This is a genomic window from Prevotella sp., from assembly GCF_036570325.1.
Classification (GTDB): Bacteria; Bacteroidota; Bacteroidia; order Bacteroidales; family Bacteroidaceae; genus Prevotella.
Map to the genome: position 1 here is coordinate 1 of NZ_DATCYK010000025.1, position 14,383 is coordinate 14,383.

Below are 14,383 nucleotides of genomic sequence, written 5' to 3' on the forward strand. Positions count from 1 at the left end.
GCCATGGCCTTAGATCGGATGTTCCGCGGGCGTCACGCTCTTATCTCCTCAACCAAGGGAATGACCGGTCACGAATGTTGGATGGCCGGCGCCAGCGAAGCCGTTTATTCTATCTTGATGATGCAAAACAACTTTGTGGCACCCAACATCAACTTCGATAACCCCGACGAATACTCCGAACACCTCAATTTGGCCACACAAACCATTGAGCAAGAGCTCCATACCGTGCTAAGCAACAGCTTCGGATTCGGCGGTACCAACTCAGCCCTTGTCATTCAAAAAGCTTAATTAATCATTTAAACCATAAGATTATGAAAAGATTATTCTTCGTAGCCACGCTGCTACTTATCGCATTCCAATCGTTTGCCGGTGAGAAAATTGATTTCAGCATGCTGAAAAATGAAGCCAAAGTTAATGTGGAATATATATGGGACGACCTGACCATTGACGGCAAAGAGGTCAAAGATTGGTTGGAATATCGCCAAGCCGAGCAACCCGAATGGGACGCCCAAAAGGAATTGACCGACGAGCTCAAGCCTCAAATAGGTGAGATGATAGCCATTGTCAATAAGAAATTAGAGGACAAAAACTTGTATTTCGTAAACAACAAATCTTGCAAATACACCCTCAAACTCATGCCTCAAAACATCAAGAAAAAGGGCGACAACCTCATCAAATGCCAACTCGTAGAAACCAATAATGGTAAAGTTATCAATCAATTTACCATCAAAGGCGACGGTGGTGTCTTCGGTTCCATGGGCAATTTGTGGGGCGACGGCTTCAAAGACGCAGGCAAGCAACTCGCCAAACTCATCAAGAAGACTTTAAAATAGGATTTATTCAGAAAGCCATCCTACTTTCGATCATCCGAAGAAAACAAGCAAATGTATCTTTCAGAACCATTAGAGAAGAAATATACTAAGGAAAACCTGCCGGCCCGCGACGCACAAAGGCTGGCAGAGTTTATTGCCTTTGGCCCCGTGGTATTCCAAGTTTCGCGCCTCATGGTCAAGTGGGGCATACTCGATATGCTCCGTGACGAGGAGCTGACAGCCGAGGAGATAGCCCGCAAAGCTACCATCAGCCTCTATGCAGCCAAGTGTTTGCTCGAGGCATCGTTGAGTATCGGCACGGTACTCGTCGACAAAGAAACGGGCCGATTCACCATTTCCAAGGCCGGATGGTTCCTTGTGAACGACGCGGCCACCCGTGTCAACATGGATTTTAACCACGATGTAAACTATCTGGGCATGTTTGATTTGGAGTCAGCCTTAAGAGAAGGTCGACCCGCAGGCCTTAAACGACTCGGCAATTGGTCCACCGTATATGAGGGATTATCCGAATTGCCCAAGGCCGCACAGGAGAGTTGGTTCGCTTTCGACCATTTTTATAGCGACAGTTCCTTTGAGGAAGCGCTGCAAATCGTCTTTGCCGACAAGCCCAAAACCTTGATGGATGTGGGTGGCAACACCGGAAGATGGGCCTTGCAGTGCGTGGCTTACGACGCCGAAGTGGAAGTTACCATCGTTGATTTGCCCCAACAATTGGAAATGATGCGCCACCAAACTGCCGGAAAAGCAGGCGCCGAACGCATTTCTGGGGCTGCCATCAACATGCTCGACGACCAAAACGACCTCCCCAACGACCGTCATTGGGACGCCATTTGGATGAGTCAGTTCTTGGATTGCTTCAGTGAGGAGCAGATATTGAGTATCCTCGAGCGCACCGCCAAGGTCATGGACGCCGACAGCCGACTGTATATCATGGAAACGCTGTGGGACCGCCAACGCTTCGAACCGGCCTCGCTTTGTCTTACTTTGACCAGTCTTTACTTCGCCGACATTGCCAATGGCAACAGCAAAATGTACCATAGCGACGACCTCATAGCCCTCATTCACAAGGCAGGGCTCACCGTCGAAACCATTTTCGACCACTTAGGACAAGGCCACAGTATTATAAAGGTGAAAAAATAACCCATCAACCAGCATTTTATTTATCAATCATAATCATATAAGTATATGGAAAGAACTGAAATAGAAGAGAAGGTAAGAGAGTTCCTCATTGACGACTTGGAGGTAGAAGAAGAAAAGATTGCCCCCGAGGCCCTGCTCAAGGACGACCTCGGTATCGACAGTCTTGACTTCGTCGACATCGTTGTCATCGTGGAAAAGAAGTTTGGTTTCAAAATCAAACCCGAGGAAATGGCCGGCGTAAAGACGCTCAAAGACTTCTGCGACTACATTGAGAACAAGGTAAACTAAAAGCCTTTGGCCGCTTTTCAATATGCGTTGAGCTTATGACCGAGCAAAAGGAATGGAAAGGAAGAACCACGGGAGCCGGATGGATGCACCGCAGTTTGGTCGCCATGATGCGCTTCCTGCCGCTATGGGGGCTCTATGGGTTCGCCTATCTCTTTGTCATTCCTTTCTGCATGCTGTTCGCCCACAAGGGCTACATAGCCCAATACCATTTTTTCCGTAGGCGCATGGGGCGCTCGGTGCTGCGCTCTTTTTGGCTCACTTACCAAAACCACTGCCGCTTCGCCGAGATAATTCTCGACCGATTCTACGTTTATGCCGGTGGCAACCTGCAGTTCGACATTCCCCATTACGACCGCTATACCCAATTGGCCAACGCCCCCGAGGGTTTCGTTATCTTGAGTGCGCACGTTGGTAATTACGAGGTGGCGGGCTATAAGCTCACCGCCGAGCACAAACGTTTCAACGCTTTGGTCTATGCCGGCGAAGCCGCTACCGTGATGGAGAACCGCCATCGCATGTTTGAAGACCACAACCTCCACATGATTCTCATCCGTAAGGACATGAACCATCTGTTTGAAATCAGCAATGCCTTGGCCAATGGAGAGAGTGTCAGCATACCCGCCGACCGCATCTTCGGCAGCAACCGCCATTTCAACATCAACTTCTTAGGCCGTAACGCCGCCTTTCCCATGGGACCGTTTGCCATCGCCGCCCAGCGCGAAGTGGCCGTGCTGTCCATCCATGTCATGAAAATCGGGTGGAAACGTTATCGTATTTATATCGATAAGCTCGATAACACCACGGGAACCATCAAGCAGCGGGCCGACGCTTTGGCCCGACAGTACGCCTCGAAGTTGGAGAACATCGTCCTGCACCACCCCACACAGTGGTTTAATTATTACGACTTCTGGAACGAAGAATGAAGTTAGAACATATTGACATCCACGAGCTTCTGCCCCAGCAAGAGCCTTTCATCATGGTCGATCGGTTGACCGCCTTCGATGACCGCGTTACTTCCACCCGCTTCACCATCCGCCCCGACAATATCTTTGTTGAAGAGGGAAAGCTCCTCGCTTGTGCCATTGCCGAGAACATGGCCCAAACTTGTGCTGCCCGCTTGGGCTATATCAACAAGTATATCTTGAAACGGGCCATACAGATAGGCTTCATCGGCGCCATCCGAGATATGGTTGTGACCGATTGTCCTGCCGTGGGCGACACGCTCGAAACCACCATCGAGGTCATAGAACAGGTGATGGAACTTACCCTTGTCAATGCTTCCGTCAACTGTCGGGGCCGCCAAATAGCGTCGGCACAGATGAAAATAGCCTTGGCCGAAGACGCTTTGCAATAACAATATGGAACTAAAAACATCCAAAGACTTTGAAATCAGATTCAGCGAAGTTGACTCCATGCAGTTTGTATGGCACGGTTCTTACGCCCTCTACTTCGAGGATGCGCGCGAAGCTTTCGGCCAACAATACGATTTAGGCTACATGACTATCTTCCATAATGGCTGCTTTGCCCCCTTGGTCGACCTCAACTTCCACTACCATAAGCCCATGCGCTACGGCACCCGGCCCCGAATCGACATATTCTATCGCCCCACCGACGCGGCCAAGATAGTGTTCGATTACGAAATCCACGACCGGTTGACCAACGAGCTCTTGGTTTCGGGCCGCTCCGTACAGGTGTTTTTAGACCGCGATTATAACCTCATGTGGGAAAATCCGGCTTTTTACGAAGCGTGGAAAACAAGATGGCAGGTCAAATGATTTACAAGATAGCCGATAACATTACGTCACCTTTGGGCTTCACCACGCAGGAAAACCTCGACGCGGTGAGGCAAGGCAGGTCACGCTTGCGGCTCCACAGCGGCAAATGGGGGCTGCCCGAACCTTTCATGGCGTCGCTCTTTGACGAGGATGAGATAGAAAATCGCTTCGCCGAAACCATCGGTCCGGCCCACGCCCTCACCCGTTTTGAGCAATTGGCCCTGCTCTCCGCCACGCAGGCCATAGGCCAATGCTCCGTCGATACCCGCTCTCCCGGCTGCATATTCATCCTTGCCACCACCAAAGGCAATGTGGCCTTGCTCCACGAAAACGGACCTGACACCGACGACCCACGCCTCAATTTGGCCCATACGGCTCACACCATAGCCCGCCATTTCGGCAATGAAACTACGCCATTGGTGGTTTCCAACGCCTGCACCTCGGGCCTTTGCGCCGAAATAACGGCCATGCGACTCCTCCAAAGCGGTGCTTACCATACGGCCATCGTTATCGGTATCGACACGCAATCGCCCTTTATCGTCAGCGGCTTTCAGTCGCTCAAGGCGCTCTCCATACACCCTTGCCGGCCTTTCAGTGAGAATCGCATGGGTCTGAACCTTGGCGAGGCCGCCGCCACCATTATCCTTCAGCGGGCCGACCATCCCACCGACGTATGGCAACTGCTCCGTGGCGCCATCCGCAACGACGCCTATCACCTCTCCGGTCCTTCCAAAACGGCCATCGGAGGCAGACTTAGCTTGGAAGCCGCTTGCCACGATTTCGATACCGATAGCTTAGCCGTCATCAACGCCCACGGCACTGCCACCTTATATAATGATGAAATGGAGGCCAAAGCCATCGCCCTCTCGGGCCTTACTCATACGCCCGTCAATGGATACAAAGGCTGCTTCGGCCATACCATGGGGGCCGCCGGAGTGCTCGAAACGGTGCTTACCATGCGCTCCTTGGACGAAGGTATCATCCTACCCACGCAGGGTTTCGACGAATTGGGCGTTTCCCAACCGCTTCAAGTGGTGAAAGTGCCCACGCCCACCCACCGCCGCAGTTTCATCAAAATGATGTCGGGATTTGGCGGATCCAACGCGGCGCTGCTCTGCCAACGCTGATTTCCAAGCGCCGAAGCATAGCCCGCAACGCCCCATACCTCATCAACCACACCCCATAAACAAGTCAGATAATCAATCAAAAGAGCCAACCGATGGAAGCAACTCACACGGTAACCATAAGCAATAGCCAAGCAACGGTCGACGGTCGTCGCCTGATGACGACGCAAAAGGGCAGCGCCATGCTCACGGAGCTTTACCGTGACCATGTAAACGATTATCCCAAATTCTTCAAGATGGACCTCCTGAGCCGCTTGGGCTTCATTGCCACCGAATTATTGTTGCAGGCCGAGGGCGCCACTCGCTATACGGAGCGCGACGATAGGGCCATCGTTCTCTTCAACCACACAGCTTCCGCGCAGGCCGACCGCACTTATGAGCAAACCATTTGCCGGCGGGAGCAATTCTTTCCCAGCCCCTCGGTTTTCGTTTACACCCTCCCCAACATCGTCACCGGTGAGATAGCCATTCGCAATCACTACCATGGCGAAACCCACTTCTTCGTCATTCCCACCCACGATACGCAACTTATGCGCCGTCTGCTCACGCCTATCACCGCCGACCCGCTCACCCGCAGCGCCGTCACGGGATGGCTCGACGCCCCCGACGAGCAACATATAAACGCCGAAATTCAAATCATTCAATTATATGGAACTTAAAGAAGAACTCAAAACAAGAATCATTGAAGCGCTTAACTTGGAAGATATTACGCCGGCCGACATCGACGACAACGCCCCGCTTTTCGGCGACGACGGCTTCGGTCTCGACTCTATCGACGCCTTGGAGCTTATCGTTTTGCTCGAAAAACATTACGGTATCAAGATTAAAGACGCCAAAGAGGGCAAAAACATCTTCAAGTCTGTCAACCTGATGGCCGACTACGTGGCCCAAAACCGCAAGAAATAATGAGGCCAAAGATAGTCGTTACAGGCATGGGAGTGGTCTCGGCCATAGGCCATGACTGCGCCTCGTGCATGGAATCGCTGCGCCACGGCGTATCGGGCATCGGCCCCGTACGCTATCTACACACGGCCCACGGCGAGTTTCCCGTAGGCGAAGTGAAGCTCAGCAACGACGAAATGTGCCACCGACTGGGCCTTCCCGCCACGCCATACGAAAGCCGTACCGACCTCATGGGCCTCATGGCACTCAATGAAACCTTGCGTCAGGCAGCCCTCATCGGCCCTGACCATACGCCTACCGCCGACCTTCGGATAGCCCTCATATCGGCAACGACCGTGGCGGGAATGGACCGTACCGAGGCTTTCTACCCCGATCGGCTCAATAGCAACGTACTGCGGGGCCACCATTGCGGGGCAGGTACCAACCGCATGGCTGATTATTTTGGCCTTTTCAGCTTCACGACAACCGTGTCAACGGCCTGCAGCTCGGCCCTCAACGCCATCATCATGGGTGCCCGAATGATAGAAAGCGGACGCTACGACGTGGTGGTTGCCGGCAGCACCGAGGCCTTGAGCCGCTTCCATCTCAACGGTTTTAAGTCGCTGATGATACTCGATGAGCAGCGCTGCCGCCCCTTTGACGCCACCCGCAAGGGCCTCAACTTGGGCGAGGGGGCAGCTTTCATCGTGATGGAGAGCGAAAACCACGCCCTGAAACGGGGCGTCAGCGTCATCGGAGAGCTGTCGGGAACGGGCAATGCCTGCGACGCTTTCCACCAAACGGCCTCCTCCGACGATGGCGAAGGAGCCTATCGGGCCATGAGCGAGGCACTGACCGAGGCTCGACTGCGCCCCGCCGACCTGCAATACGTCAATGCCCACGGTACCGGAACGCCCAATAACGACGCCAGCGAGAGCGCGGCCCTGCGCCGACTGTTCGGAAACGAGCTGCCCGCCGTGTCGTCAACGAAGATGTACACCGGCCATACCACCAGCGCCTCGGGGGCCATCGAGGCCGTGTTCTGCCTTTTGGCGCTCCATCACGGCTTCCTTCCCGCCAACTTAGGATGGGAAAATCCCGACCCCGAATGTCTGCAACCTTACCGCGGAGGGCCTGTGCCCACGCTGCGCCACGCGCTTTGTAACTCGTTCGGGTTCGGCGGCAACGACTCCGCCATTATCCTCTCACGTTATGGAAAATAAAGTTTACATACTCGCCGAGGTCACCGACGTGCCCCAAACGGAGTACCGTGACTACCTCAACCCCATGAAAGCCCGCCGCTACGGCCGACTGCTGAAGCGGGCATTGGTAACGGCGCTCAAGGCCATAAGCCTAAGCGGAATAGACCATCCCGACGCTATCATCAACGGAACGGCCTTGGGTTGCGTGGAACATTCCGAACAATTGCTCGACGCTTTGGCCGCGGAGGGCGAGGAAGTCAGCATGCCCACCCACTTCATGCAGTCCACCCACAACACCATAGCGTCGCTCATAGCCATCCATACGGCCAATCACGGCTACAACAGTACCTACTCTCACGGCACGATTTCCTTTGAGAGCGCCCTGCTCGACGCCTTTCTGCAAATAAGGCAGGGGCGTATCAAGACGGCCTTGGTATGTGCCAACGACGAACTTACGCCCTCGCTGCGCCTGAAACTCGAAGCCGCGGCACTGCCCGTCAGCGTGGCCGACCGCTCATGGGCCGTCATGTTATCGAGCGAAAAGACCGATAGGGCCTTGAAAGAAATCATCGACATACGCCTCAGCCACGACCCCTCGTCGGGCGACACGGCCGAAGTCATCATCCGAAACCTATGCGACTGATACTCCTTTCCATCATTCAGAGCCTGCTGCTGTGCGGCGGTCAGGTGTTCCTGAAGTTCGCCTTGCTGCGCATGGGGCCCTTCCGGCCGTCGTGGTCGCTGCTCGTCGACCAGCTTACCAATTGGTGGTGGCTGGGCTGCGGCTTGTGTTACGGCGTGGCAACGGCCCTTTGGATGTACATCATCAAGAGCTTCCCCTTCTCCATGGCCTACCCTATGATTTCGCTCAGCTACGTCTTCGGCATGGTGGCCGCCATGGTATTTTTCCATGAAACGATACCACCCATGCGGTGGTTGGGCGTGTTGCTCATCATGGGGGGGTGCTTCCTCGTGGCCCGATAGCCCGCGGGGCGTTTCCCAAAGCAGCCCTTTCACCCGATGAAAGCAGCCTTTTGAGCCTGCCAAAGCAGCCCTTCGAGCGGGTAAAAGCAATGCTTTCGCTCCTCATCAAATAAGCCTTCCCAATCCGCCCGGCCGCCCATCACCCCCTCACCCCACACCTCCCACAACCAAACATTCATTCTCCCAACCCCTCAACACCCCACCCTCATATATGAAAAAACTACTATTCACATTCCTCCTCGTCCTCTCGGCCACCACGCTGACGGCCCAAACATGGAAGAAAGCCACCCCTACGAGGCAGGCACAACTCATGAAAGCCATTGCCACGGCCGCCCGTTCGGTGAAGCAAATGGGGGCCTCTTTCGTGCAAACCACCGAGGTTTCGTACATGGAAGAAGCCGTAAGGACCGAGGGAAAGATGGTGTATAACAACCGGGGCAGCCTGAAATGGGAATACCTCAAGCCCTATCGCTACGGCTTTGAGCTCAACGATAAGAACGTAACCCTGCAAACCGACGGCACCACAAAGACCATCGACCTCTCCTCAAGCAAGAGTTTCAGGCTGATAGCGGGCCTCGTCAAGGGCAGCATTACGGGCCAAAGCCTCGGCGGAAGTCGTGATTTCAAGGCCGTGATGTACGAGAATGGCACCACATGGCGGGCCGACCTAATGCCCATAAGGCCGCAACTAAAGCGCTTTATACGCTCCGTTACGCTGTATTTCGATAGGAAGCGCAAGGTGGTAGATAAGGTTGTAATGACCCAAAGCAATGAAGATAGGATCACGGTAGTGCTCCGCGACATTAAAATTACAAGATGAAACTACTCAATAACATGTTTATGGTGGAGCAATATGACGCCGCCGGCGCCCGATTCACCATCGGTCTCAACGCCGAACACGTCATTTACCGGGCTCATTTTCCCGGCCATGCCGTCACACCGGGCGTATGTATCATTCAATTGCTCATGGAATTGGCCGAGCAAAGGCTGCAACGACCGCTCCGACTAAGGCGGGTAAAGAACCTGAAGTTTATCAGTCCGCTGGAGCCCGACCAACATCCGAGGGTCAATATCGGCTTCGACAAGCTACAATGCGCCGACGGCGAGGTTATTCTTCGCGGCTCCATCAGTCGTGACGACGCAGTGTTTACCAAGTTTTCCATCATCGCCGAGACCGTGGGCGATAGCTGATTTCACGCTCAAAACAAGTTTACGCATGGACAAAATATGTATCATCATTCCTACGTATAACAACGCCGCCACCATAGCCGACGTCGTTACGAGGGTACATCGCTTCACACCCCACGTCATAGTGGTCAACGATGGCAGTACCGACGTTACCTCGGCGGCGCTCAACGGTCTGCCTTTCGCCTTTCAACGGGTAGAATACCAACCCAACAAAGGCAAGGGCCACGCCCTCAAGGAGGGCTTTCGCAAGGCGTTGGAATTGGGCTACGACCATGCCATAACGATTGATAGCGACGGTCAACACTTTCCCGAGGACCTGCCGTTGCTCTTCGAGGCCCATGCCCGATACCCGCAGTCGCTGCTCGTGGGCATACGAAAACTGACGCCCGACAGCACCCCTCGCCGCAATACTTTCGCCAATCGGTTCTCAAACTTTTGGTTTCGGGTGCAAACATTGCGGCGCCTCGACGATACGCAGAGCGGCTTTCGGCTCTATCCCCTCCATCGGGTGAGCCGCCACTGGATCATCACCTCACGCTACGAAGCCGAGCTCGAACTGCTCGTCATGGCCGCTTGGATGGACGTGGATATAAGACCTGTCGACGTAAGGGTGTACTATCCGCCGCAGGAAGAGCGGGTAACCCACTTCCGACCGGCCATCGATTTCACCCGCATCAGCCTACTCAATACGGGTCTTTGCCTTGCGGCCATCTTGTTCTATCTGCCCAAGCTCGTGGTCTATAACCTGCCTCGGGCCATCGTCCGCCGCCTGCGGGCCTAACGCTTTACCGCCTATGACGAAATTATTTCTACGCATTTATCAATATCTTTCGACCCGTAAGCCCATAGCCACGGTGCTTTTGTTGGCCATGATGGTTGCGGCCGTGGCCCTCTCGCTAAGAGTGAGCTATGAGGAAGACATAGCCAAGTTTCTTCCTCATAGGCCTCAAGACGAGAAACTGCAACAAATTTACGAGCAAATAGCCATGCCCGACCGCATCGCCGTGCTCTTTACGGCCCGCGACTCCATGCGGCCCGCCACCCCGGAGCGCATGGAGCAGGCCATGGAAGCCTTCGGCCAAGCCATTGAGGGCAGCCCGCTCATCGACCGATTACAAGTAACCATCGACGAAACGCAGGCTTTCAGGCTCGTTGATTTCGTCAGTCGGAACTTTCCTTACTTCCTTTCCGACGCCGATTGGGCACGTATCGACTCGCTCTTGCGCAGCCCCGACTACGTGGCTCGGCGCATGGAGGAGAACAAGAAGTTGCTTTTGCTGCCCACGGGAGGGGCCCTCATGCCCACGCTTCGCCACGACCCATTGGGTCTGTTCATCCCCGTTCTGCGGCGCATGCAGAACTTTCGCATGGGCCAAGGCTTCCAAATAGCCGACGGTTATTTGTTTACGGCCGACGGAAAGACGGGCCTCGTGACGATGAACAGCCGCTTCGGGTCGAGCGAAACACGGCGCAACGCCCAATTGGCAGCCCTGCTCGACAGTGCCGCCACGCTCACTCAGGCCCGCTATCCAGAGCTTCGGGTAAGTCCGATAGGGGCTCCGCTCATCGCCGTTACCAACGCCTCGACCATCAAGACCGACGCCATCGTGGCCGTGGGGGTGGCCTCGCTGTTTATATTGGCACTGCTGTGGTGGCATTACCGTAGGCTGAGCGACATGCTGTGGATAGGCGTTTCCATCGTCTTCGGGTGGTTGTTTGCCATCGGGGGCATGGCTCTTTTCCACGATAACGTATCGATTATCGTCCTCGGAATAGGCTCAGTCATCATCGGTATCGCCGTAAATTACCCCTTACATTTCCTCGATCACATTCGTGAAGTGGCCGACCGGCGGCAGGCTTTGCGTGAAATGGTGCCGCCATTGCTCATCGGCAACGTAACGACCGTGGCCGCCTTTCTCTGCTTGGTGTGGCTCGACGCACGGGCCATGCGCGACCTTGGCCTCTTCGGAGCGCTCATGCTCATCGGTACTATCTTGTTTGTGCTGGTCTTCTTGCCCCTTTACGCCCGCCAACATCGGGCCTTCGATGGGCCGAGGGGGGACGGATTGCTGCGCCTTATCGACCTTGTGGGCGACCGACTCAACCGTCCGGGCGTGCGACGGTGGGTGTTGCCCGTGGTCGTAGGGCTGACTTTGGTCTTCGGTTACTTCTCTTTGCAAACGTCGTTCGACAGCAATTTGGCCAACATTAACTACATGCGGCCCGACCAAAAGCAGGATTTGCAACTCCTCACGGCCACCCAAAACGAGGCGCCTTGCTACGCCGTGGCCGAGGGAACGACGCTTACGGCGGCGCTGCAGGCCAATGATAAGTTGCTCACGGCTTTGCAGGAGGTGGGCTGTGGGGCGAAAGGCATAGGCGATTTTGCGCCTACGGCCGAGCGACAAGGCCGTGCTTTGGCCGCATGGAAGCTCTTTTGGACCACTCACCATGGCCAACAACTCGTGGAAAAGGTAAAGACTGAGGCGGTCAAACAAGGCTTTAAAGCCTCGGCTTTCCAACCGTTTTACGACATGATGGCCACTCCGACCCTGCCGATACAGCCCACCGGCTATTTCAACCCCGTGCTCCAACCCTTCATGGGCACCTATATCCTGCCGTCGAAGCAGGTGACCCGCATCATCAACTACCTGCATCCGTCGGCCCGCCAAGAGGCTGCGCTGAAGGCAAAGATGGATGGTGAGGCCACGAAAGCGTACTTCGTATTCTCCGCAAAGGACATAGGCAATCGGTTGGTGAGGGTGCTCAACGACTCATTTAACTACATAGGACTGGTTTGCGGTTGCGTTGTTTTCTTCTTCCTATGGCTCTCTTTCGGCAAGATAGAGCTGTCGCTGCTGTCCTTCCTGCCCTTGGCGGTGAGTTGGGTGTGGATATTGGGCATGATGGAAATAGGCGGCATACAGTTTAATATCGTCAATATCATCTTGGCAACCTTTATCTTCGGGCAGGGAGATGACTATACTATCTTCATCACAGAGGGCCTTATGTACGAGTATGCCACGGGAAGAAAGCGGCTCAAGGCCTACAAGCACAGCGTGGCTATATCCGCTTTGCTCATGTTTATAGGCATTGGCAGCCTCACGTTGGCCCGCCATCCGGCCATGAAATCACTGGGAACGGTCACTATGATAGGCATGTTTACCGTGGTATTGATGGCCTACTACCTGCCACCGCTGGTCTTTCGCCGGCTCACCATGCGCAAAGGACGGGTCAGGGACATACCCCTGACGCTCTATCGGGTCGCGGTTTCGCTGTGGGCGATGGTCTTTTTCCTCACCATGATGTACTTCTTTGTGCTTCCTTACACGTATTTGCTGTTCCATATCGGCAAAACCACCGAGCAAAAGCGCCTTCGTTACCACCGACTTCTGTACTGGATGTCCCGCTTTATCGTAGCGCGCATACCGGGAGTAGCCTACCGTTATAGGAACGACAGTGGCGAATCGTTCGACCAACCGGCCATTATCATGAGCAATCACTTGAGCCATTTCGACACGTTATGCCTCATGACGCTCCATCCAAAGATGATATTCCTCACCAACAGTTGGGCTTGGAACAACCCATTCTACAGCTCCGTGATCCACGCGGCGGAGTTCTTACCGGCTTCCGATGGGCTTGAGCAACACTTGGAGGCCCTCCGCTCGCTCTACGAACGGGGCTACTCTATCTGTATTTTCCCTGAAGGGACGCGCTCACTCGACCATCGCATGCACCGATTTCATAAGGGTGGCTGCTATCTTGCGGAGCTTTTGGGCGCCGACATCGTACCGGTGGTGCTGCATGGGCACGACCATGTACTGCCCAAAACTGACTTCATGCTGCGCAAAGGCACGATGACGATGCACGTACTGCCACGTATCAAGGCGTCGGACAGCAGCTTCGGCACCGGTTATAGGGAGCGTACAAGCCTCATTCATAGGCTGATGGAGAGCCATTACGCAGATATGAAGGCCTCGTTGGAGGACTTCGACTACATGGCGGTGTACCTGCGCTACCTTTATCGCTACAAAGGTGCCGACACGGAACGGCGGGTCGACCGGCTGCTTCGCCACCCCGAATACCGCCAAAGGGTAAACCACACGCAGCCAACGACCACGCCGCTCGTTCTCACAGGAGGCGAAGCGGAGTTTGGCGTGCTGCCTTTGCTCATGGCATTGCGCCATCCCGAACGGCCCATAGAAGCCATCATAACCGACGAGGACGATTATCTGATCGCCTCAAACTTGGCTTGTCACCCCGCCAACCTCACCTTTATATACGAAGAACAGCAGGCCCCGGCGCCCGCAACATTAAGTTATAGCAACTAAAAACATCAACTCATGGGAAATCAATGCGTCATTATCGGCAGCGGATTGGGCGGCCTTTCCTGCGGCGTTGTGCTGGCCAAGAACGGCTATAACGTCACTATCATAGAGCAACATCACCAAATAGGCGGCTGTTTGCAGTGCTTCAGCCGCGCCGGAGTGAAGTTTGAATCGGGCATGCACTTCATTGGGAGTGCCTCGAAAGGCCAAACGCTCGACCGACTGCTGCGCTATTTGGAGGTAAAAGACCAAATTCCACTGAGCCAACTCGACCCGTCGGGCTACAACATCATAGCTTTGGGCGGCCGGGAGTACCGCTTTACCAACGGCAGGGATAACTTCTTACGCCAAATGTCGGCCTATTTTCCTGACGAGGAGGCCGATCTTACCCGCTACTACGACCTCATAGAGCGGGTGGCAGGAGCTTCCCGACTCCACAGCCTCAGCCCCACCGCCACCGAGGAAGCCCTCGATCCCGAGTTCTTGAGCCGAAGTATCAACGACGTGATGGCGCAAACGGTGGCCAACCCTACGCTGCGCAACGTGCTCATGGGGGCACTGCCGCTCTATGCCGCCGAGCAAAACAAGACGCCATTTGCCACCCATGCCTTTGTAACCGACTTCTATAACCAAAGCGCT

At 54.7% G+C, this 14,383-nt stretch carries 17 protein-coding genes and 1 pseudogene; all 18 read left to right on the plus strand.

The genetic code is table 11. The annotated features are described in order from the left end of the window. Nucleotides 1-288 (plus strand): annotated as a pseudogene (locus VIR50_RS02060) (beta-ketoacyl-[acyl-carrier-protein] synthase family protein); the annotation flags it as partial. 23 nt (nucleotides 289-311) lie between these two features. Next, entirely contained in the window at nucleotides 312-833 is a 522-nt protein-coding gene (locus VIR50_RS02065; protein WP_331933492.1) for a hypothetical protein, read from the plus strand. A 51-nt stretch (nucleotides 834-884) separates the two neighbouring features. Then, a complete protein-coding gene (locus tag VIR50_RS02070; RefSeq protein WP_331933493.1) occupies nucleotides 885-1,973 on the plus strand; it encodes a methyltransferase in 1,089 nt (362 codons plus the stop codon). Nucleotides 1,974-2,018: 45 nt separating this feature from the next. Beyond that, complete coding sequence (locus VIR50_RS02075) at nucleotides 2,019-2,261, plus strand: acyl carrier protein (RefSeq protein WP_331933494.1); 243 nt, start codon at nucleotides 2,019-2,021, stop codon at nucleotides 2,259-2,261. Nucleotides 2,262-2,296: 35 nt separating this feature from the next. Beyond that, nucleotides 2,297-3,184: a lysophospholipid acyltransferase family protein gene (locus VIR50_RS02080; RefSeq protein ID WP_331933495.1), complete on the plus strand. Its 888-nt coding sequence runs from the start codon at nucleotides 2,297-2,299 to the stop codon at nucleotides 3,182-3,184. Continuing rightward, complete coding sequence (locus tag VIR50_RS02085; RefSeq protein WP_331933496.1) at nucleotides 3,181-3,615, plus strand: pseudouridylate synthase; 435 nt, start codon at nucleotides 3,181-3,183, stop codon at nucleotides 3,613-3,615. Before VIR50_RS02080 ends, VIR50_RS02085 begins: the two co-directional genes overlap by 4 nt. Nucleotides 3,616-3,619: 4 nt before the next feature. Beyond that, a complete protein-coding gene (locus VIR50_RS02090) occupies nucleotides 3,620-4,036 on the plus strand; it encodes an acyl-CoA thioesterase (RefSeq protein WP_331933497.1) in 417 nt (138 codons plus the stop codon). Beyond that, complete coding sequence (locus VIR50_RS02095) at nucleotides 4,021-5,163, plus strand: beta-ketoacyl synthase N-terminal-like domain-containing protein (RefSeq protein ID WP_331933498.1); 1,143 nt, start codon at nucleotides 4,021-4,023, stop codon at nucleotides 5,161-5,163. The genes VIR50_RS02090 and VIR50_RS02095 overlap by 16 nt, the downstream gene beginning before the upstream one ends. A gap of 92 nt (nucleotides 5,164-5,255) precedes the next feature. Continuing rightward, nucleotides 5,256-5,819: a hypothetical protein gene (locus VIR50_RS02100; RefSeq protein WP_331933499.1), complete on the plus strand. Its 564-nt coding sequence runs from the start codon at nucleotides 5,256-5,258 to the stop codon at nucleotides 5,817-5,819. After that, nucleotides 5,809-6,066, plus strand: a complete 258-nt coding sequence (locus tag VIR50_RS02105) for a phosphopantetheine-binding protein (protein WP_331933500.1) — start codon at nucleotides 5,809-5,811, stop codon at nucleotides 6,064-6,066. The genes VIR50_RS02100 and VIR50_RS02105 overlap by 11 nt, the downstream gene beginning before the upstream one ends. Continuing rightward, on the plus strand, nucleotides 6,066-7,265 hold the full coding sequence (locus VIR50_RS02110; RefSeq protein WP_331933501.1) for a beta-ketoacyl-[acyl-carrier-protein] synthase family protein: 1,200 nt from the start codon (nucleotides 6,066-6,068) through the stop codon (nucleotides 7,263-7,265). The genes VIR50_RS02105 and VIR50_RS02110 overlap by 1 nt, the downstream gene beginning before the upstream one ends. Then, complete coding sequence (locus tag VIR50_RS02115; RefSeq protein ID WP_331933502.1) at nucleotides 7,255-7,887, plus strand: beta-ketoacyl synthase chain length factor; 633 nt, start codon at nucleotides 7,255-7,257, stop codon at nucleotides 7,885-7,887. Before VIR50_RS02110 ends, VIR50_RS02115 begins: the two co-directional genes overlap by 11 nt. Beyond that, complete coding sequence (locus tag VIR50_RS02120) at nucleotides 7,878-8,228, plus strand: EamA family transporter (protein WP_331933503.1); 351 nt, start codon at nucleotides 7,878-7,880, stop codon at nucleotides 8,226-8,228. The genes VIR50_RS02115 and VIR50_RS02120 overlap by 10 nt, the downstream gene beginning before the upstream one ends. 211 nt (nucleotides 8,229-8,439) lie before the next feature. After that, a complete protein-coding gene (locus VIR50_RS02125) occupies nucleotides 8,440-9,048 on the plus strand; it encodes a LolA family protein (protein ID WP_331933504.1) in 609 nt (202 codons plus the stop codon). Continuing rightward, nucleotides 9,045-9,419, plus strand: a complete 375-nt coding sequence (locus tag VIR50_RS02130; protein ID WP_331933505.1) for a beta-hydroxyacyl-ACP dehydratase — start codon at nucleotides 9,045-9,047, stop codon at nucleotides 9,417-9,419. The genes VIR50_RS02125 and VIR50_RS02130 overlap by 4 nt, the downstream gene beginning before the upstream one ends. Before the next feature lie 25 nt (nucleotides 9,420-9,444). Then, nucleotides 9,445-10,197 carry a glycosyltransferase family 2 protein gene (locus tag VIR50_RS02135; RefSeq protein WP_331933506.1) on the plus strand — a complete coding sequence of 251 codons (753 nt, stop codon included), beginning with the start codon at nucleotides 9,445-9,447 and terminating at the stop codon, nucleotides 10,195-10,197. A gap of 13 nt (nucleotides 10,198-10,210) precedes the next feature. Then, nucleotides 10,211-13,747: a 1-acyl-sn-glycerol-3-phosphate acyltransferase gene (locus VIR50_RS02140; RefSeq protein ID WP_331933507.1), complete on the plus strand. Its 3,537-nt coding sequence runs from the start codon at nucleotides 10,211-10,213 to the stop codon at nucleotides 13,745-13,747. A gap of 12 nt (nucleotides 13,748-13,759) precedes the next feature. Next, a partial coding sequence (locus VIR50_RS02145) for a phytoene desaturase family protein (RefSeq protein ID WP_331933508.1) occupies nucleotides 13,760-14,383 on the plus strand: 624 nt, incomplete at its 3' end.